This window comes from Herbaspirillum camelliae, from assembly GCF_001929405.1.
GTDB classification, from domain to species: Bacteria; Pseudomonadota; Gammaproteobacteria; order Burkholderiales; family Burkholderiaceae_D; genus Herbaspirillum; species Herbaspirillum seropedicae.
Genome location: NZ_KV880769.1, coordinates 3,224,303 through 3,242,916 on the forward strand (window position 1 = coordinate 3,224,303; position 18,614 = coordinate 3,242,916).

Annotated in this window: 15 protein-coding genes; 4 read left to right on the plus strand and 11 right to left on the minus strand. The window is 62.7% G+C overall.

What is annotated here, in order from left to right; all coding sequences use genetic code 11:
- Positions 1 to 9 precede the first annotated feature (9 nt).
- Complete coding sequence (gene epsC / locus BGK68_RS14265) at positions 10 to 945, minus strand: serine O-acetyltransferase EpsC (protein WP_083657813.1); 936 nt, start codon at positions 943 to 945, stop codon at positions 10 to 12.
- A 547-nt stretch (positions 946 to 1,492) separates the two neighbouring features.
- Between epsC and BGK68_RS14270 the strand changes: the two genes are divergently transcribed.
- Positions 1,493 to 1,864, plus strand: coding sequence for a hypothetical protein (locus BGK68_RS14270; RefSeq protein WP_075257652.1), 372 nt, complete (start codon positions 1,493 to 1,495; stop codon positions 1,862 to 1,864).
- A gap of 20 nt (positions 1,865 to 1,884) precedes the next feature.
- On the opposite strand, the gene BGK68_RS14275 is transcribed toward BGK68_RS14270, so the two are convergent.
- Positions 1,885 to 3,603 carry a chloride channel protein gene (locus tag BGK68_RS14275; protein WP_075257653.1) on the minus strand — a complete coding sequence of 573 codons (1,719 nt, stop codon included), beginning with the start codon at positions 3,601 to 3,603 and terminating at the stop codon, positions 1,885 to 1,887.
- A 257-nt stretch (positions 3,604 to 3,860) separates the two neighbouring features.
- Here BGK68_RS14275 and BGK68_RS14280 point away from each other — a divergent pair, with 257 nt between their 5' ends.
- On the plus strand, positions 3,861 to 4,871 hold the full coding sequence (locus tag BGK68_RS14280; RefSeq protein ID WP_075257654.1) for a sulfonate ABC transporter substrate-binding protein: 1,011 nt from the start codon (positions 3,861 to 3,863) through the stop codon (positions 4,869 to 4,871).
- 15 nt (positions 4,872 to 4,886) lie between these two features.
- Here BGK68_RS14280 and BGK68_RS14285 read toward each other — a convergent pair whose 3' ends face one another.
- The 4 genes from BGK68_RS14285 to BGK68_RS14300 form a co-directional block, all read right to left on the minus strand.
- The gene (locus BGK68_RS14285; RefSeq protein WP_075257655.1) at positions 4,887 to 5,471 is read right to left on the minus strand and encodes a DUF4276 family protein; all 585 of its coding nucleotides are present in this window, start codon (positions 5,469 to 5,471) and stop codon (positions 4,887 to 4,889) included.
- Positions 5,468 to 6,655: an AAA family ATPase gene (locus BGK68_RS14290; RefSeq protein ID WP_075257656.1), complete on the minus strand. Its 1,188-nt coding sequence runs from the start codon at positions 6,653 to 6,655 to the stop codon at positions 5,468 to 5,470. Before BGK68_RS14290 ends, BGK68_RS14285 begins: the two co-directional genes overlap by 4 nt.
- Positions 6,656 to 6,911: 256 nt before the next feature.
- Positions 6,912 to 8,624, minus strand: coding sequence for an acid phosphatase (locus BGK68_RS14295; RefSeq protein ID WP_075257657.1), 1,713 nt, complete (start codon positions 8,622 to 8,624; stop codon positions 6,912 to 6,914).
- Between the two features lie 315 nt (positions 8,625 to 8,939).
- The gene (locus BGK68_RS14300; protein WP_075257658.1) at positions 8,940 to 9,662 is read right to left on the minus strand and encodes a Pr6Pr family membrane protein; all 723 of its coding nucleotides are present in this window, start codon (positions 9,660 to 9,662) and stop codon (positions 8,940 to 8,942) included.
- Between the two features lie 875 nt (positions 9,663 to 10,537).
- Here BGK68_RS14300 and BGK68_RS14305 point away from each other — a divergent pair.
- Together BGK68_RS14305 and purU are read left to right on the plus strand one after the other, a co-directional pair.
- Positions 10,538 to 11,074, plus strand: a complete 537-nt coding sequence (locus BGK68_RS14305; RefSeq protein ID WP_075257659.1) for a bactofilin family protein — start codon at positions 10,538 to 10,540, stop codon at positions 11,072 to 11,074.
- Between the two features lie 300 nt (positions 11,075 to 11,374).
- Complete coding sequence (gene purU / locus BGK68_RS14310; protein WP_075257660.1) at positions 11,375 to 12,244, plus strand: formyltetrahydrofolate deformylase; 870 nt, start codon at positions 11,375 to 11,377, stop codon at positions 12,242 to 12,244.
- Between the two features lie 940 nt (positions 12,245 to 13,184).
- Here the strand turns inward: purU and BGK68_RS14315 are convergent.
- From BGK68_RS14315 to BGK68_RS14335, 5 genes are all read right to left on the minus strand, one after another.
- On the minus strand, positions 13,185 to 14,822 hold the full coding sequence (locus BGK68_RS14315) for a fatty acid--CoA ligase (protein WP_075257661.1): 1,638 nt from the start codon (positions 14,820 to 14,822) through the stop codon (positions 13,185 to 13,187).
- A 146-nt stretch (positions 14,823 to 14,968) separates the two neighbouring features.
- Positions 14,969 to 15,259, minus strand: a complete 291-nt coding sequence (locus BGK68_RS14320; RefSeq protein WP_075257662.1) for a copper-binding protein — start codon at positions 15,257 to 15,259, stop codon at positions 14,969 to 14,971.
- A gap of 41 nt (positions 15,260 to 15,300) precedes the next feature.
- Positions 15,301 to 16,689, minus strand: a complete 1,389-nt coding sequence (locus tag BGK68_RS14325) for a multicopper oxidase family protein (protein WP_075257663.1) — start codon at positions 16,687 to 16,689, stop codon at positions 15,301 to 15,303.
- Positions 16,686 to 18,071 (minus strand): TolC family protein, encoded by a 1,386-nt coding sequence (locus tag BGK68_RS14330; RefSeq protein ID WP_075257664.1) that lies wholly within the window; start codon positions 18,069 to 18,071, stop codon positions 16,686 to 16,688. The genes BGK68_RS14325 and BGK68_RS14330 overlap by 4 nt, the downstream gene beginning before the upstream one ends.
- A gap of 92 nt (positions 18,072 to 18,163) precedes the next feature.
- Positions 18,164 to 18,604 carry a hypothetical protein gene (locus BGK68_RS14335; RefSeq protein WP_075257665.1) on the minus strand — a complete coding sequence of 147 codons (441 nt, stop codon included), beginning with the start codon at positions 18,602 to 18,604 and terminating at the stop codon, positions 18,164 to 18,166.
- Between the last annotated feature and the right edge of the window lie 10 nt (positions 18,605 to 18,614).

Below are 18,614 nucleotides of genomic sequence, written 5' to 3' on the forward strand. Positions count from 1 at the left end.
CGGCCAGGTTCAGGGCTGGCGGCAGTCGCTGAGCATCTCCGCCTGCGAGATATTGCTGCCGGCCGGCACGCTGTGGGTCAGCCAGACATTGCCGCCGATCACCGAGCCTCGGCCGATGGTGATGCGGCCCAGCAGGGTCGCGCCGGCATAGACCACCACATCGTCTTCCACGATGGGATGGCGCGGAATGCCCTTGACCAGCGAGCCATCCGGTTCCTGCGGGAAACGCTTGGCGCCCAGCGTCACCGCCTGGTACAGGCGCACGTTGCGGCCAATGATGGTGGTCTCGCCGATGACCACGCCAGTGCCGTGGTCGATGAAGAAGCTGGGGCCGATCTGGGCAGCCGGATGAATGTCGATGCCGGTGGCCGAGTGCGCGATATCGGCAATCAGGCGCGCCAGCAAGGGCGCGCCCAGTTGATGCAGGGCGTGCGCCAGGCGATGGTAGATGATCGCCGTCGTGCCGGGATAGCACAGCAGAATTTCCGAAATGCTCGAGGCCGCCGGGTCGCCGTGATAAGCCGCCTGGATATCGCTGACCAGCACGTCGCGCACGGCCGGCAACTGGTGGGCGAAGTCGCGCGTGATATGAGCGGCCTGTTCCCGCAACGGCGCATCTTCCTGCACATCGCTGCTGAAGTAGAGGCTGCGCCGCACTTGCTCCTTCAGGATGCTCAGGCCAGTATTCAACTGGCTGCCGACGAAATAATCAATGGTCTCGTCCGACAGGTCTGTATGGCCGTAATGCGTGGGAAACAGCGCTGCCTGCAGGTGTTGCAGGAGCTTGTGCATGGCCTCGCGCGAGGGCAGTTCGCGGATCTCGCCGCGATAGCGGATCTTGTTGGTCACTTCGCGCGAGGTACGCAGCCCGGCCACGACGGCTGACAGGCCCAGTCCGGCCGTGTCGACCAGGGCGCTCAATTCGGGGGTGTTCGAGGTATCCATGTGCGCATGCTATCAAAAATGCTGCCATGGTGTTGGATCGTGCTGCGGGTAGAGGGCAGGCCGCTGTGGCCCGGTGCGGGCAACTGGCTGGAAAGCAGGGGGGGGCGAGGAGCAAGGCAGAGAGATTCGCGGCGCCCAGTTCTATCTGAAAAGTGGCGCCGCCTAGTGAATCTGCTCTGGAAATGACTTTAACCCTTCCCGCACCATGTTGCAAACAATCATTGCGTCTATCCATATGCACTCTCTGCGCCATTTGATCTGCAGCAAAATCAGCCCGTCACGGCAGCTAGGGAATTTCCTGAGTCTCAATGCGGCCTCATCAGGAAGCTCCTGATATCGACCATCAGCGCAGGAAGTTAAAGTTCTCCCATGCCAGCTGCCCGTCAAAGTCTGCGCCCATGGCGCACTTCGGGCAGTGCGGTTACCGGGAGCCCTGAGGGGGGCTGACGTTTGGGCGCACTTTCGCAAGGAGGTGCGCCCCCTTTTCGTTGGCACGACGTTTGTGTTGAAATAGGGGACTTATCGTTCCTCTGAGGGGAGTTACGCCATGCATCAGGCCCGGTCCTTTTCATCCTCGCTGCTGCTGGCGGCGCTGCTGCTGGGGCTCTCGCCCCTGTTCGCTTCGGCCCAGGTGGCCGCGCCGGGACCGGCGGCAGTGCCAGTGCCGGCCGGCAGTGCCGCGCCCACCCCGGTGGCCAGCGATATCACCCGCAGTTGCAGCAATGGGGCCGGCTGCGTGCTGACCTGCCTGAACATGACCGGCGATACGGTCCTGACCGAGGCGGCCTCGCGGGCGGTGCGCATCATTTCCTTGTCCAATGGCAACAGTGAATTCCGTCTCGACAATGGCGCGGCGGGCATCAATGTGGTGCTGGTCTCGCGGGATAACCTGATGTGCAAGCTCAGCGGCGGCGTCTGACGCGCCGACGTGACTTCAGCTTAACTGCCCAGCAACTTTTCCCTGACCGATTCTTCTTCGGCATGCGCGGCGCTGGCGCGGGCCAGGTCCGACAGGGATAGCACGCCCACCAGCTTGCGTCGCTCCGGTCCTGCTACCACCGGCAAGCGCGCCACGCCCAGGCGAGCCATCATCCCCGCTGCGCTGCGAGCGCTCATGTGCGGCAGCAGATAGTGTTCATGTCCCTGGGCAAGGGTGTCGCAGGGCTGGGAGGCATCGGCATGTTCCAGCGCACGCAGCGCCAGCATGCCTACCAGATGCACGCCATCGGTGACCGGATAATAGCGATGCACATGCGCCTGCGCGCGGCACCAGGCCAGCGCCTCGGCGGCGGGCAGGGCGCCGGCCAGCGTCTGCGGAGCGGCGGTCATCAGCTCTTCCACATGCATGCGTTCGAGCGGATCGACGCCATATTCACGATGGACGTGCAGGCCGCGCCGGGCGATCTTCTCGGTCATGATGGAGCGTTTCATCAGCAGCACATTCACGCCATAGGCCACGGCGGTGGTGGCGATGAGGGGCAGCAAGGCCTGGCTGGCGTGGGTCAGGCCAAAAGCGAAGACGATCGCCGTCAACGGCGCACCCAGCACACTGCCCAGCACCCCAGCCATGCAGACCAGCGGCCACAGGCCATCGGACCCGCCCGGCAGCCAGGGCGAGAGCACCAGCCCCAGGCCCGCGCCCAGCATCAGCAACGGCGCCAATACCCCGCCTGAGGTGCCCGAGCCCAGCGCCAGCAGCCAGATCACGGCCTTCACCAACAGCAGGGCCAGCGCCGCCGACAGCAGCATATGCTGGTGCAGCAGGTCGCCGATGACGTCATAGCCCACCCCCAGCGCGCGCGGTTGCAACAGGCCGCCCTGGCCCACCGCAATGCCGCCCAGCGCCGGCCACCACATCCAGTGCAGCCGCAGGCGGTGGAAGCCATCTTCGATGCGATACAGGGCCAGCGTCAGGGCGGCGGCCAGCACGCCGCTGGCCAGGCCGGCCACCAGGCAGGAGAGCAGCGCCACCGGGGTGGGCGCTGCGACCTCCATGGGAAAGAGTGGGCCGGCCTCCACCAGCCAAGGCCTTACGAAGCCGGCCACCGCGCACGCCAGCGCCACCGGCAAGAGGCTGCGCGGCTTCAGTTCGAACAGCAGCAGCTCGACGGCCAGCAGCACCGCCGCCAGGGGCGTGCCGAAGATGGCCGTCATGCCGGCGCAGGCGCCGGCCACCAGCAAGGTTTTGCGCTCGGCGGCGGTCAGGTGCAGCAACTGCGCCAGCAGCGAGCCGATGGCGCCGCCCGTCATGATGATCGGGCCTTCCGCGCCGAAGGGGCCGCCGCTGCCGATCACGATGCCCGATGACAGGGGCTTGAGCAGCGCGACCTTGGGCGACATGCGGCTCTTGCCGAAGAGGATGGCTTCAATCGCTTCAGGAATGCCGTGGCCACGGATCTTGTCGCTGCCATAACGCGCCATCAGGCCCACGATGAGCCCGCCGGCGATGGGCAGCAGGGCGGCGATCCAGCCCAGTGTATGGGTGGCGGGCGTGCTGGCGGCCAGCGACAGGCGCTGGAAATAGAACAGATTGGTGAACAGCGCAATGAGCTTGAGCAGCAGCCAGGCCGCGCCGGTGGACAGCAGGCCGATCGGCAGGGCGATCGCGCACAGGTAGGGCAGCCGCCGGTCGGCTGTGTAGTCGCGTTTGTGTTTCATCGTGGAGAAGCGGGTGGGCGCTTTCTTTGGATCATGTTGATCGATCAAGAAGTCGCCATGGTAAAGGGATAAGGCGCAAATATATCACAACGTGATATAAATGAATGTGACTGGGTTTCAGTACGTGCGCAGCCATGCCGGATGGCTTATCCGCTTTTCTTCTATGCACTGGCGGAACAATTCGTTCGCATCACTGGCCGGCATGGCTAATCTCATCGCTCAGACTTTTCCCTGACCAACGAGATTTCGGAGCCCGCATGCCGCATGACCAAGCACAAAGAAACAAGGCCATCCAGACCACCGTAACGAACCCACGCCGCCGCCGTCTCATCGCCGGCGCGGTGACGCTGGGGGCTGCTGCCGCCGCCGGGGCGAGCTTGCCCTCATTGGCGCACGCGGCTGCGCCCCGTCAGTTGCGGGTGGGCTATCAGAAGGGCGCGCTCGGTCTCATCCGCGCCCACGGCGTGCTGGAGCAGCGCCTGGCTCCCTTGGGGGCCACGGTGAAGTGGGTGGAGTTCAGTGCGGGTCCGGTGCAGCTGGAGGCCTTGGGAGCGGGTTCCATCGACTTTGGCGATGTCGGTGAAGCGCCGCCCATCTTTGCGCAGGCGGCAGGCACGCCGCTGGTGTATGTCGGCGCGACGGTGCCGCGGCCGTACGTGGAAGCGGTGCTGGTGAAGGACGACAGCGAGCTGCAGCGACCGCAGCAGTTGAAGGGCAAGCGCATCGCCTTGAACAAGGGCTCCAATGTGCATTACTTCCTGGTCAAGTTGCTGGAAAAGCATGGGCTGAAATACGGCGACGTCACTCCGGTGTGGCTGGCTCCGGCCGATGCCCGCGCCGCTTTCGAGCGTGGCGCGGTCGATGCCTGGGCGATCTGGGAACCCTACCTGGCCGCCGCCCAGCAGGGTCTGAAGGCGCGCATCCTGGCTGATGCCGATGGCGTGGTCAAGAACCGCGCCTACTATTTCTCGACCCGGGACTATGCCCGCGACAACGCCGACCTGCTGCGCACCGCGCTGGAAGAGCTGGGCAAGATCGACGAATGGGCCAAGGCCCGGCCCGATGAATACGCCAGCGAGCTGGCCGGCATCCTGGGCTTGCCCAGGAGCGTGCTGGACGTGGTGGTGCGGCGATATCACTATGGCACGCTGCCCATCACCCGCGCCATCCTCGACGAGCAGCAGCAGATCGCCGACACCTTCCTCGACCTTCGGCTCATTCCCCGCAAGATCAGCTTGCTGGAGGCTGCGCCGCCTTGGCTGGCGTGAGCAGGAGGAGAGTGGCTATCTTTGTAAGCTCAGGAGCTGTTGTTCCAATCGTCTGATTCCACGGATCAGATTGGCGAAGCTGGGAGAGCGCGCATTCTCAAGATTCAAGCGAGAGCCCAGCATTCTTGATCCACCCACTTTCTGGTACCTCCCGCGCGTCAGTTCTCCGAGCTCTGCGCTCGGGGAGCCAAGCCTGTCTGGGTCGCGGTATTTTGCAGTCTCTTGATGCTTGCTCAGACCCTGGATGTTCAGCGTGGATTCCACGGCGGCCAGATCAGCGAGATAGAAGCTCTCCAGTTCGCGACATGCAATGCGCACCAGTGAGACCTTGCCTTTGCCTGCTGCCTCGCATCGTGCAAGAAGGCCAGCCTTCAGCGCCTTGCAGTCGGCGTGGCTATCCTGGTCACGCATGACCAGAAAGCGCGCGTCAGGGTTCAGGTAACCTCGCAGCTTGCGCTCCAGCTGCTTTTCCAAATCTTGCTTCCCTTCGAAGGGGATGAGCCGGTGATGAACATGTGGATTCAACACCCTGGGTAACAGCGTCTCCAGCATCGCTTTGGCTGACGCTTCTTCCAGCAGAAAGACGAGCTCCGGTCTCATTGCGGATCGGCCCCTTCAAAAAATCCCTGTTTCCACAAGTAGCCGAGCTGATCCCCCTCGCTCATGTACCTTGCAATTTGCGCGTCATCCTTGGCGCGGCGGATCTCGCTGGCGCCATCCTTCTTCACCAGCCAGCAGACTTCTTCCAACTGCAAGGCGTTCAAGAAGTCTGGCGAATGCGTTGAGACCAGAACTTGCCCGCGCGTGGAATAGAGACGGAATTCTTCTGCCAGCTCAGTCATCAGTTTCGGATAAAGCTGATTTTCCGGCTCTTCGACGCACAGCAAAGGATGAGGATGCGGATCATGCAGTAAAACCAGATAGGCGAACATTTTTATCGTCCCATCTGACACGTATCGATCGAGGAACGGCGTCTTGAAGGAGCCGTCCTGGAATCTGAGGGTGAGATAACCATCATCCATCAGTCTCGGTTCGATGCGGCTGATGCCAGGAACCCGATGCGCCATGATCTGCAGAATTTCCTGAAACTTCTCTGGATATCTCTCATGAAGATGCAAGGCCACCCGTGGAAGATTGTCGCCCGTTTCTGAAAGATGCTCTGAATCTCCGGCAGCTTCCTTGCGGCCTCGCGCTGCGGAGATATGGAAATCCGATACATGCCAAGACTCGATCAGCTGTCGAAACGCGTTAGCTGCCTTGAAACGTTCGAACTGTCCGAGGCCCTTGATGGCCAAGGTGTACGGGGCTACGGTCTGATGTTCGCGATCCAGCGATTCGTCCGGCTGATGAAAATCCTCTTCGTTGGTGATGGCGAATCCCGCCCCGTTCGTGAAGTCCAGGAAGCGGTAAGGACTGCCATAGCGACCACGCTTGTAACGCAAGACTTCGCGTTTGACGAAGGGTAAGCCATCCTGCTCTGCAATCTCCAGGGAGTAAGTGACGAGCCGCTCCACATTGGTAATGGGCATGCGATATTGGATCTCGATGAGGATGCTCTCGTTTTCAGGAACCCCTCGGCTGAGCACTTCCCTGAAGCGACCACGTTTATCCAGCGCTTGCCTGACGTTGCCTTTGAGGCAATCGTGGAGAAATCCGAAGACGTCAAAAAGCGTGGATTTCCCCGCGCCATTTGCTCCGACCACGACCAGGAATGGCGGAATGTCCGTGAGATGCACATCACGGAATGTCTTGTAGTTTTTTAATCTGATCGACTCAATTTTCACGAATTTCCCCAGTAAGCAGGCTGCAAGGCGCAGTGATGCGACTGATGCAAAACCGCCCGAAGACGGTAGCCCGGTACTTTATCATGCTCTGAATCCATCGCCTGTGCCGTCCCGGTCTTTGCCGGGCTCATGTTTTCAGTGCTGACCAGCTAGGAGTCACTTCCCCGCTTCCCTGAAATGCAAAAATGCCCCGATGGCTGTTTTGCCTTCGGGGCATCTCCTGCAAACGCAGGCGAAAGGGGACCACTGAAACGATTTACGCTTTCAATTGCAGCGCATTGGTGAGATCCCCCATGGGCTGCTGCCCGCGCGCAATCATGGCCTCGTCACGCTGCTTGAGTCCGTCCAGCTTCTCCAGGTCGAAGGTGCGGGTGATCAGGCGCAGGATGGACGCCGTGTCATAGACCGTGTGGTCCACGGTCCCCTTGCGCGCGAAGGGCGAGACCACCAGCGCGGGTACGCGTGTGCCCGGCCCCCAGCGGTCACCCTTGGGCGGGGCGACGTGATCCCACCAGCCGCCGTTTTCGTCGACGGTGATGACCACCACCATGTTCTTCCACTGCGGGCTGGCCTGCAGGCTCTTGATGATGTGGGCGATGTGACGGTCGCCGGAGGCGATGTCGGCATAGCCGGCATGCAGGTTGAGGTTGCCCTGCGGCTTGTAGAAGGTCACCGGCGGCAGGCGGCCGGCCTCGACATCGGCCAGGAAGCGGTTGGTGCGGGCTTCATCACCCAGGCCGCCGTCGCGCAGGCGCTTGTTGCGCTCGGCGGGGTTTTCCGGACCCAGGTTCTTGAAGTAGTTGAAGGGCTGGTGGTGATACTGGAAATTGGGAATCTTGGGGATGCCCTTGGAATCCTTGAACTCATCCAGCGTGGCCTGCCAGGCGCCGGCATACCAGGCCCAGTCGATGCCCTTCTTGTTGAGCTTGTCGCCGATGTGTTCGTGCGTCTGCGGCACCAGCACGCTGGGCTGGTTGGGTTCGGCATAGGCCGGATTGTTGCGGTCGCGGCTCCAGGTCGGCCAGTAGGGCGGGGCCATGGTGTTGACGGCGTAGCCGTCCGGGGTCAGTGCGCTGGGGCCGAACTTGGGCGGACCTTGCAGGGCGCTGGTCGGGCTGCCTTCGGCAGGCACCAGTTCCGGCGAGAGCGGGTCATTGTTCTTGGTCTTGGCCACTTGCGTGCGCGAGACCGAGTTCATCACGTTGGGATAGTAGGGCGCGGTGGCGCAGATCAGGTACTGGTGGTTCAGGAAGGAGCCACCGAAAGCGCCCTGGAAGAAGTTGTCGCACAGCACGAACTCGCGCGCCACATCCCACAGGCGCAGGTTGTAGCGGGTGTCGGCATAGTGCCCCATGGTGAGGCCACCGGAATCGGCCCAGGCCACGAAGCCATCGTTCTTGCCGCCGTTGATCTGCATCTGGTTCTGGTAGAACACATGCCACAGGTCGCGCGTGACCAGGCCCAGCGGCAGGGCTTCGCCTTGCGGGCCCTTCAGGGCATAAGGGGCATTGGGCAGGTTGGTCTGGTACTGCTTGCCGGCCTCGTAGGTCACGCCTTCGATGGTCTGCTCCTGGTTCACCACGCCGCTCCAGGCCGGGGGCAGTTGCTTCAACAGGCTGCCATCGCGGTCACGCTGCTGGTAGTCCGAGGGCTTGAGCGCAGACAGCGGCTTTTCCAGGCCGGGGAAGTCGGCGAAGAGGTTGTTGAAGCTGCGGTTCTCGGCGTAGATCACCACGATGGTCTTGACCTGTTCGCGCAGCGCGCGGTCCAGCGCAGCGGCCTCGGCCGGATTGCCGCTGGGCGGCGGTGCGCTGCCCTGGCCGTCGGTGGCGCAGCCGGCCAGCGCGCTGCCAGCGCCCAGGGCCGCCATGCCGCCCAGGAAGCGGCGGCGGCTGGGTTGCTGCACAGGCTGGGTAGGATCGGAGGACGCGGGCTGGCTGCCGGCGATATCGTCGTCGTGCTTGCTCATGGATGGATTCCTGTCGGATATTGTTGTGGGGTTTGGCGCGTAGCGGGAGCCAGCATAGCGCGACCGTATGACAAGGATGTGTCTTTTTGATCAGTCGGGCAAGCCACATATACGAACAATCCTGCACCAAGAGACACTCAAACTGCGCCAGCTCCGGGGCTAGGATAGGTCATCCACATCGATGGGGGCCATCATGCTGATCAAAACGCTAGGTATCCTGCTCGTCTGCGCAGGCTTCATGAGCAGTACGTTTTTCTTTCTGGTGATGGCGTTGACGGCGCCCTTGCAATGAGTCGCGCGTAATGAGCTAGCCGGTCAATCCTGCTTGGGCAGCAGGACCGGTTTGCCCGAGCGGTTCACCGCGATGAACAGGCCCATGAGCCCCACGAAGCCGACCAGCAGCAGGCTGGCATTGACCGCCACGCGCAGGTAGCCCAGCGCGTTGACGTCGATGAAGGGGTAGGGATAGAAGCCCGACAGCGCCCCGCGCCACAGCGTGATGAACAGGTAGCCCAGCGGATAGGCCAGCCACAGCAGCGCCTTGCGCCACGAGGCCTGGAACACCGGCACGAAAAAAATCCAATAGACAATGGCCAGCAGCGGCACCACCGTGTGCAGGCTTTCATTGACCAGCGCCCGGAAGCCGGTGGGCGTCCACAGCTGTCGCAGCAAGAGGTTATAGGCGATGCCGACGAAGGCCAGGTAGGTCACCACCGCCGTGATCACCGCGGGCTGGCGGAAGAAGCGGCTCAGCGGCGTCTTCAGCGACAGGGCCAGCGAGGTAAAGCACAGGGCGCTCATCAGGATGGTCAGGTTGGTGAGGTACATCGTCAGCCGGTCCAGTCCGTCAAGCACGCCGCCGCCGCGCGCCAGCAGGCGGCCGATGGTGATATCGGTCTGCGCCACGAAGGCGAACCAGCTGATGGAAGCGATCAGACACGCCAGGGCGCGCGCAGCGCTGGACTGGTGGCGCTCGGGATAGAGGCGTTCGGCAAAGGAATCCAGCGATTCCGGATCGGGGAACTGGTTGTGGCTCATGGCGAGGATAGGGGAGGTCACGGGACCCTGTTGGCGAGTGTCATGCGCGGCGACAGGGACGACAGCACACATCATAAGTCGGTTGGGGCGGATGTGCTTGGCCGATGACATTCATTTTCATTGCTTACATTGCGTCACAGGCTGCGAGGTCTGGCGGTCGTCTCTGCCCGCGGGTTGACATTCGCATTTTCCATCTGTCCGTCCACGTTCCAGCTTGTGCTTGAGCAAGAGTGAAATGGACTTGCCTGCGTCCTCGCTTGATGAGAATGGAGGGCCATGTCGATGGCCGTAGAATTCTAACTTTTACGCATGCCATCTGCGGTGATGAAGAGCCTCGGCTGAAAAAGGAAGCGAGTCTGAAATCCTTGGCTGACGTGGGTTGCCGTCAAACAGGTGTCGCCATATGGCGACGACTGTGTGAGAGTAACTGTTACATTTTTTTTAGTTACAAGGCCTTTGGAAATATAAATAATTTCGCATGGTTTGAGTGCAGGAAATGCGCCCCTTTATGTCCCCCGTCAAAGGGTGCTGCCCTGTTACAAATTTGTGGTGAACTTTAGAAAAGGCATCCTGCCGAATCGCACAGGTTTCTTCGAAGACAATCTTTTTTTTGTCTCCATGCGTCGCTCGTGTGCGACGTCTTGAACCTGTCGACGTAGCGACGCGCCGCTGAACATCCGGACCCATCCAGAAGGTCTTTCGGATCTGCACGGCAGCGCCAGTGGTACACGCATACGCACCCGCATGCATGTGCCTGCTGGTCTGCCTGCGGCAGTTCCGATTCAAGCGCGCCGCCGTTTTCGTGCTTTCCGTTTTGCACGCTTATTTTTCGTGCGTAGTGATACGCACCCGCACCCTCAATTTCAGGAGATCACATGCTTCGTTCAGAATCCCTCTTCGGCAAACGCGAAACCACTTCGACCAATTCTCCTTTCAGCAGCGCTTCCAGCAACGGTAGCACCTCTACTCCTACAGGTGGCAATGTGACCAGCGTGAACAAACCAGCCCAGTATCCCTCGTCGGTCTCCACTCCTGCTCCTGTGCAGGCTGCAGCGGAGGAGAGTGGCAGCAAGCTCACCGTGGGACCCAACATCAAGGTCAAGGGTGAGATCGAGGACTGCGACACCCTGGTGGTGGAAGGCAAGGTACAGGCCACCATCAATTGCCGCGTCGTGCAGATCGCCGAGCGCGGCGCCTTCAAGGGCTCGGCCGAGATCGACCTGGCCGAGATCCGCGGCGAGTTCGATGGCGAGCTGACGGTGCGTCAGAAGCTGGTGATCTATGCCAGCGGCAAGGTCACCGGCAAGATCCGCTATGGCAAGCTGGTCATCGAAGAGGGTGGTCAGTTGGCGGGCGATCTGCAGGTGGGTGGCGGTCACGAGCAGAAGGAGCTGCTGCAGAAGACGGCCTGAATCCTCCACCAGGGTGGGCGTTGAGGGCAGTGCGGTGCGCTGCTCTCAGGGTGTTTCCTGTCTGAAACCAAGGGTGTGATGTTGGAAACGGCGGGTAAGTTGCCGTTATCTGTCGTGATCCTGGCGGCTTTGTTGCCTTGCTGGCATGGTCGCTGTTGCAGGTCCGGGAGGCGGATTTGTCCGCATCGCCCGGGCATGCGACAATAGCGCCTTTCGTCCTCTTGACGGCCCGCGCGGGTCGGCGGCTGCGCCTTGTTCGGCATGGTCCCTGGGGACGCTGGCGTTTCTCAGTTCACTCTCATGGCTCACCCGGAATATATCCTTACCTTGTCCTGCCTGGACCAGCGCGGCATCGTGCATCGCGTCTCGGGCTTCCTGGCCGATCACGGCTGCAACATCATCGACTCGGCGCAGTTTGGCGATGCGCAGTCCAAGCTGTTCTTCATGCGGGTGCATTTCTCTTCGGAGGATGCGTCGGTGAGTGACGCTGCCTTGCGTGCCGATTTTGGTGTGCTGGGCGATGCTTTGCAGATGAACTGGCAGTTGCATGATGCGGGCAAGAAGCCGCGTGTGATGCTGATGGTGTCCAAGATCGGTCATTGTCTGAACGATCTGCTGTTCCGTTACAAGAGCGGTCTGCTGCCGGTGGAGATTCCGGCGATCGTGTCCAATCACACGGATTTCTATCAACTTGCGGCGAGCTACAACATTCCCTTCCATCATCTGCCGCTGGCCACCGGCGCGCCGGTGGAGGTCAAGCGGGCGCAGGAGCAGCGCATCATGGAAATCGTGGAGGCCAACCAGATCGATCTGGTGGTGCTGGCGCGGTACATGCAGATCCTGTCGCCGGAGATGTGCGAGGCTTTGCGTGGGCGGGCGATCAATATCCACCATTCCTTCCTGCCTAGCTTCAAGGGCGCCAAGCCTTATTACCAGGCGCATGATCGGGGGGTGAAGCTTATCGGGGCTACTGCGCACTTCGTTACCGGTGATCTGGATGAAGGTCCGATCATCGAGCAAGGGGTGGAGCGCGTGGATCATTCCATGGGGCCTGATACCTTGACTGCTATCGGGCGGGATATCGAGTGTGTTGTGCTGGCTCGGGCTGTTAAGTGGTTTACTGAGCATCGCATTCTGTTGAATGGGCATAAGACTGTGATCTTTAACTGATCCTTTCTGGTTTTTGCTTTTTTGCTTTTTTGGTTTTGGTTGTGTGGACGCCGTCTGGCCTTTTGGGGTTAGGCGGCGTTTTGCGTTTTTGGGTAGTCTGCACGGGATTTCTTCCTGCGCTCTAGCTTAATTACTTTCTTTCTCCGGTCGGGAGGACGCGCCGGGGGCGGCCCGGCAGCCGCTCACTTTTCTTGTCTCGCCAAGAAAAGTAAGCAAAAGAAGGCGACCCCTAAGATCCAGCCCTCCTTCGGAGGGTCCCCGCCGCAGTGAAGCGAAAAGTGGGAAAAATAGAGTCGCTTCGCTCCGACTATTTTTCTGATCCACTTTTCGCTCCACTGCGGCGGCTGGCTCTAAGGGGAAAAGCCGGAACGGGCTCGCCTTCGGCCTCGCGGGTCTCCTACTCGCCTGCGGCTTTGGCTTGGGACGGTGCGCCTTCGATACGTCGCTGCGCGACTACTCAGTCCGAACGGGGGGGAATTATTTGGAAGAAAAACAAAGGCAGGGAAGAGATATAAAGAGAAAGAGAAAGACGAAACTGAAAAGTACGGAAAGTATGTGATCGAAGAAAGCCGAAGCGCCAGCGAGCCCCCGGCGAAGCCGAAGGCGAGCCGGACAGGCCGTCCGCTTCTGACCCGCCGCGTCAGCGCGCATAAAAACGGATCAGAAAAATAGTCGGAGCGAAGCGACTCTATTTTTCCCGTTTTTATGTGCGCTGACGCGGGGACCCTCCGAAGGAGGGCGGGGCAGTAGCGGTCGCCTTCTTTTGTTTACTTTTCTTGGCGAGACAAGAAAAGTGAGCGGCTGCCGGGCCGCCCCCGGCGCGTTCTCCCGACCGGAGAAAGAAAATAATTAAGCTAGAGCGCAGGAAAGCAGCCCGTGCAGACTACCCAGGAGGGCAGCACCAAAAGAACAGCCAGCCAAGACCACCAGCAAGCAGAAATCAGGAAGAAGGATACTGCTCCCGCATCATCCGCTTGTTGAGCTTACCCACACTGGTCCGCGCCAACTCAGCCACAAACCGCACCCGATCCGGCACCCCATAACGCGAAATAGCCCCCGCCTCAGCAGCCGCCCGAACATGTTCCCGGATATCGTCCTCGCTGACCGCAGCAGCGTCTTTCTTGAGCACCACCAGCGCCACAGGCCGCTCGCCCCACTTGCCATCCTGTATCCCGATGACCGCCGTTTCCGCCACCGCAGGATGACGCGCAATGATGTCCTCGATCTGCAACGAAGAGACCCATTCTCCACCCGTCTTGATCACATCCTTGATGCGATCGGTCACCTGCAGATAGCCCTCGGCATCCAGATGCCCGATATCCTGCGTATGCAGCCACCCCCCGCGCCATAGTTCTTCAGAAGCCTCGGCCTGATGCAGGTAGCCCTGCGTGAGCCAGGGCGCCCGCACCACCACCTCACCGGTCGTACTGCCGTCGTGCGGACAATCCTGCATCTCGCCATCGACCGTACGCAAGTCCACCAGCGGCAAGGGCCGTCCCGTCTTCACTCGGATCGCCGCTTCGCGCTCGCCGCCCAGCTCCTCGGTCGGCACCTGCGCCAGCGTCAGCACCGGGCAGGTCTCCGACATGCCATAGCCGGTGAAGACATCAATGCCGCGATCACGCGCCATCTTCGCCAGGCTGCCCGTCATCGCCGAGCCGCCGATGATCATCTTCCAGCCCGACAGGTCGACCTCGCGCGCCTGTTCAGACGTCAGCACCATCTGCAGGATGGTCGGCACGCAATGCGAGAAGGTGACCTTCTCCTCGCGGATCAGCCTGCAGATCGTGTCCGGGACATAACGGCCCGGATAGACCTGCTTGACCCCGGCCATGGTGGCCACATACGGCAACCCCCAGGCGTGGACGTGGAACATGGGCGTCAACGGCATGTACACATCGTCGCGATGGAAGCGCCCCTGCTGCGGCGCCAGCGCCAGGCCGGCGGTGGTGGCCAGGGTGTGCAGCACCAGCTGGCGGTGGCTGAAGTACACGCCCTTGGGCAGGCCCGTGGTGCCGGTGGTGTAGAAGGTGGTGGCGCGGGCGTTCTCGTCGAAGTCGGGGAAGTCGCAGGCTGGCGCGGCCTGGTTCAGCAGTTCTTCATACTCGCCGGCAAAGCCGGGACCACGCGGGCAGGGCGTGGCGTCGTCGGTGAGCCAGACGCAGCGCGTGAGCGTGGTCAACTCGCCGCGGATCTGCTTCAACAACGGCAAGAAGTCGGAATTGACCAGCAAGACGTCGGCCTGCGCATGATTGAGGGTATAGGCGATCTGCTCGGGAGAAAGACGCACATTGACCGTCTGCAGCACGCATCCCATCATCGGCACGGCAAAGAAGCATTCGAGGTAACGGTTGCTGTCCCAATCCATCACGGCCACCGTGTTGCCCGGCTGCAGACCCATCTCCTTGAGCGCATTGGCCAGACGCTGCACGCGCTCGTAGAAGCCGGCATAGGTGAGGCGGCGCTGGCCGTAAATGATTTCCTGGCCGGGGGCGGTGGCCAGGGCGCTGTGCAGCAATTGCTTGATCAGCAGCGGATAGCCATAGGCGGACGGGGTCTGGTGGATGGCTTGGGGCATGCCGGGTCTCCTCTGTTGCGGCGTGGTGGCCTGTTGTCGGAATGAACTCCGATGATAACGCTAACGCTCCCAGGGGATGGTCGTCGGGACGACGAAATTTGCCTGGCCTACCTGCGGCAGATCGTCGCCCCGCCGATGCGGCAGGATCAGCGCTTCTCTTCCAGCGAGGTGACCGTCAGGGCGCCGTCGATGCGATCGGCCGTGAAGCGGACCTGCTCGCCTTCACGCACCTGGCCGACGATCTCGGGCGCAGCCCGGAACACCATGGTCATGGCGGGCATCTGCAGGTTGGCAATCTCGCCGTGACGGATGGTGAGCTTGCCGGCGGCGGCGTCGATCTTGCGGATCTGGCCATCGACCTTGGGGGCGCTGTCTTGCGCATGGGCGACCGGCATGCTCAGGAACAGGGCGGCCAGAAGGGGTACGAGGCGTAACATGGATTTTCCTTTTCGATGAAGTTAACGTAAGTAAAGATGACTCAGTGATGACCCTGGTGGCCACCCTGCATGCCCGGCTTGACGACTTCCAGCGTGGGCTTGCCATCGTCGCGGTCGGGCGCGCGGGCGGCGCTGGGGGCGGGGCCGTTCCAGGGGCGGGCGACCGTACCGGTGGGGGCGCGGTACCAGCCGGGATCGCAGTAGTCGTCGCGCGCTAGCTGCTTGCGCACCTTGACGGTGCTGAACATGCCGCCCATCTCGATGGGACCATACGGGCCGCGCCCGGTCATCATCGGCAGGGTGTTCTCGGGCAGGGGCATTTCCATCTCGCCCATGGAACCGCCCTTGTCGCCCATGGCCATGTAGTCGGGGATGAGCCGGGTGATCTTGTCGAGCACCTTGGATTGGTCCACCCCGATCATGGTCGGCAGGTCATGGCCCATGGCGTTCATGGTGTGATGGGCCTTGTGACAATGCAGCGCCCAGTCGCCTTCTTCGGTGGCGTCGAATTCGATGGCGCGCATCTGGCCTACGGCAATGTCGGTGGTCACTTCCGGCCAGCGCGCTGCGGGCGGCACCCAGCCGCCATCGGTGCCGGTGACGCTGAATTCGTGACCGTGCAGGTGCAGCGGATGATTGGTCATGGTGAGATTGCCCACGCGGATGCGCACGCGGTCGTTCTGCCGCACCACCAACGGATCGATGCCGGGGAAGGCGCGGCTGTTCCAGGTCCACAGGTTGAAGTCCAGCATGGTGCTGACCTTGGGGACCGATGCCCCGGGTGCGATGTCGTAGGCATTCATCAGGAAGACGAAGTCGCGGTCCACCCGCATGAAGCCGGGGTCTTTCGGATGCGTGACCCAGAAGCCCATCATGCCCATGGCCATCTGCACCATCTCGTCCGCATGCGGGTGATACATGAAGGTACCGGCGCGTTTGGCAGTGAATTCGTAGACGTAGGTCTTGCCCGGCGGGATGGCTGGTTGCGTCAGGCCCGATACGCCATCCATGCCATTGGGCAGGCGCTGCCCATGCCAGTGCACCGAGGTGGCTTCGGGCAGCTTGTTGGTGACGAAGATGCGCACCCGGTCGCCTTCCACGACTTCGATGGTGGGGCCGGGGCTCTGGCCGTTGTAGCCCCACAGCCTGGCCTTCATGGCAGGCGCAATCTCGCGCACCACCGGTTCAGCCACCAGGTGGAATTCCTTGACGCCATTGTTCATGCGCCAGGGCAGGCTCCAGCCATTGAGGGTGACCACCGGTTGGTATGGACGGCCAGTGGCGGGATGCAGCGGTGGCTGGGTGGCGGGGCTGGCCTGCAGCGGGGCTTCCGGCAGGGAGGCCGCGCCGGCGCGGCTGACAGCGCCCGCCGTCACCGCCAGGGCCGCGCCTTGCAGGAAACTGCGGCGTTGCTTGTCGGGTGTGCTCATGGTTGCTTTCCTTGTGTGGGACGGCCGCCCAGGGCCAGTTGCAGGCTGGCGTCGGCGATCCAGAAGTCGCGCTGGGCTTCGATGGCGGCGTTGACGGTGGCGGCTTGTTCGCGGGCATCGGCCAGCAGGGTGAAGACGCTGACGAGCATGCCGTTGTAGCGCAGCACGTTTTCATCGGCGATGCGCTGGCGCAGGGGCAGCCATTCATCCTGATAGCGTCGCGCCAGGGTGTAGGCATCCTGCCGCTCGCGCCAGGCCAGGCGCGCCTGGGCGCGCGCATCGAGGACGGCGGCGGCCAGCTTGTGGGCGCCTTGCAGGTAGATGGCTTCGGCCTTGGCCACGCGCGCCTGGCCCCAGTCGAACAGCGGGATCTCCAGCGAGATCTCGTAACCGTTCTCGACCGGCTTGCCGCTTTCGGTGGTGCGCAGCGCCCCCAGGTCCAGCACGTTGACCAGGCGCGTGGCGCGGGTCAGGCCCAGTGAGGCTTGCAGGCCTTGCAGTTCGGTGCGGGCGGCCTCGACGTCGAGGCGCTGTTGCCGGGCTTGCTGCTCGATGTCGTCCACGGCCTCCAACTGCCGGGGCAGGGCGGGCAATTGGGCCGGCAGCGCGAAGTCCGGCGCCAGGCCCAGCAGGCGGGCCAGGCTTTCCTTGTGCTGCGCAGCCAGGCGGCGGGCCTGTTGCAGGCTGGCTTGCGCCTGGCCGTAGAAGAACTGCTCGCGGGCACTGTCAAGCTGGCTGATGTTGCCCAGCCGCGCCATTTGCACCGCCAGGGCATGCGCTGCCTCGGCGGCATCGGCCACTTGCTCCTGGTACTGCAAGCCCTGCTGCGCCGCCACCGCCTGGTAATAGGCCTGCCGGGTCTGCGCGGCCACGCTCAGCACGCGTGAGGCCAGCGACAAGCGTACCTGCTCGAAGCGTCGCTGTTCGATGCGCGACGCAGCCGGCAGGGTGAGCAGGCGCATCAGGCCCAGCGACAGGCTGCGTTCGATCTTGAGATCGTCACCGGCATGGGTGCGCTTGAAGGAAAAGCCGGGATTGGGCAGGCGGCCGGCCTGCACCAGGTCGGCCTCGGCCACGCCGAGTCCGGCGAAATCGGCTTGCAGGTCCGGATTGTTGATGAGTGCGATCTGCACGGCGTCATCCGCGCTGGCCAGTCGTGGCGCGCTGTTGGCGGGATCGTGCAGCAATTGGCGCACGCGCTCGCTGCTGGCCTGGGTTTGCTGCGGGCTGCGGTTCCAGGCCGGGGCCTGGCCCAGCCGCGTGCTGCTGGCCTGTTCGACCTGGCTGAAACCGCCGTCGGGCGACAGCTGCGCGCAGCCAGCCAGCACGGCGCAGGCGGCCACGGCAGCGGCCCGCAAGGGACGTGAAACGTGGGGGATCATGGAATCCTCGTCTGATGGTGATCGTCATGCCGTGCGCACACTGTGGCCAGGGCGCGCAGGCTCAGGCGCACGCGAACGTGCGCAGGGCGATATCAGGCGAGGGCAGGGGGACGGTCGGGGTTTTCCGGCAGATAGCCGACGAAGCCGGAAGCCGGCAGTGCGATGAATTCGCGCGAGGGAAGATCGGGCGCGGGCGGCGCGCTCAGGGCCAGCGGCAGCAGGCCGCCGACGGTGCAGGCGGCGCAGAAGCTGCAGGAGGCTTGGGTGTGATGTTGCGGGTCTGGCTGGTGGGACGTCTCTGCACTATCGGCAGTGACTGTCTGAGCCGCTGCGCCATGATGTCCTTGCGGGTCATGATGCGCATGCTGCATCCCGGCGCTGTGCGCGGCGGGCGCGGCCGGTGCGGCCGATGCGTGATGCCGCGCCGACGACTGCACCGCCGGCGCGCAGGCCTGCAGCGCTGCGGCGAAACCCTGGACGGGAATGGCCAGCGCCAGCAAGCAGAGCAGGAAGAGTTTTGCGCGCAGCATCATGGGCGGCAGT

Coding starts and splice junctions, on each gene's coding strand:
- epsC (WP_083657813.1), bottom strand. CDS start 945: ATGGATACCTCGAACACCCCCGAATTGAGCGCCCTGGTCGACACGGCC.
- BGK68_RS14270 (WP_075257652.1), top strand. CDS start 1,493: ATGCATCAGGCCCGGTCCTTTTCATCCTCGCTGCTGCTGGCGGCGCTG.
- BGK68_RS14275 (WP_075257653.1), bottom strand. CDS start 3,603: ATGAAACACAAACGCGACTACACAGCCGACCGGCGGCTGCCCTACCTG.
- BGK68_RS14280 (WP_075257654.1), top strand. CDS start 3,861: ATGCCGCATGACCAAGCACAAAGAAACAAGGCCATCCAGACCACCGTA.
- BGK68_RS14285 (WP_075257655.1), bottom strand. CDS start 5,471: ATGAGACCGGAGCTCGTCTTTCTGCTGGAAGAAGCGTCAGCCAAAGCG.
- BGK68_RS14295 (WP_075257657.1), bottom strand. CDS start 8,624: ATGAGCAAGCACGACGACGATATCGCCGGCAGCCAGCCCGCGTCCTCC.
- BGK68_RS14300 (WP_075257658.1), bottom strand. CDS start 9,662: ATGAGCCACAACCAGTTCCCCGATCCGGAATCGCTGGATTCCTTTGCC.
- BGK68_RS14305 (WP_075257659.1), top strand. CDS start 10,538: ATGCTTCGTTCAGAATCCCTCTTCGGCAAACGCGAAACCACTTCGACC.
- purU (WP_075257660.1), top strand. CDS start 11,375: ATGGCTCACCCGGAATATATCCTTACCTTGTCCTGCCTGGACCAGCGC.
- BGK68_RS14315 (WP_075257661.1), bottom strand. CDS start 14,822: ATGCCCCAAGCCATCCACCAGACCCCGTCCGCCTATGGCTATCCGCTG.
- BGK68_RS14320 (WP_075257662.1), bottom strand. CDS start 15,259: ATGTTACGCCTCGTACCCCTTCTGGCCGCCCTGTTCCTGAGCATGCCG.
- BGK68_RS14325 (WP_075257663.1), bottom strand. CDS start 16,689: ATGAGCACACCCGACAAGCAACGCCGCAGTTTCCTGCAAGGCGCGGCC.
- BGK68_RS14330 (WP_075257664.1), bottom strand. CDS start 18,071: ATGATCCCCCACGTTTCACGTCCCTTGCGGGCCGCTGCCGTGGCCGCC.
- BGK68_RS14335 (WP_075257665.1), bottom strand. CDS start 18,604: ATGATGCTGCGCGCAAAACTCTTCCTGCTCTGCTTGCTGGCGCTGGCC.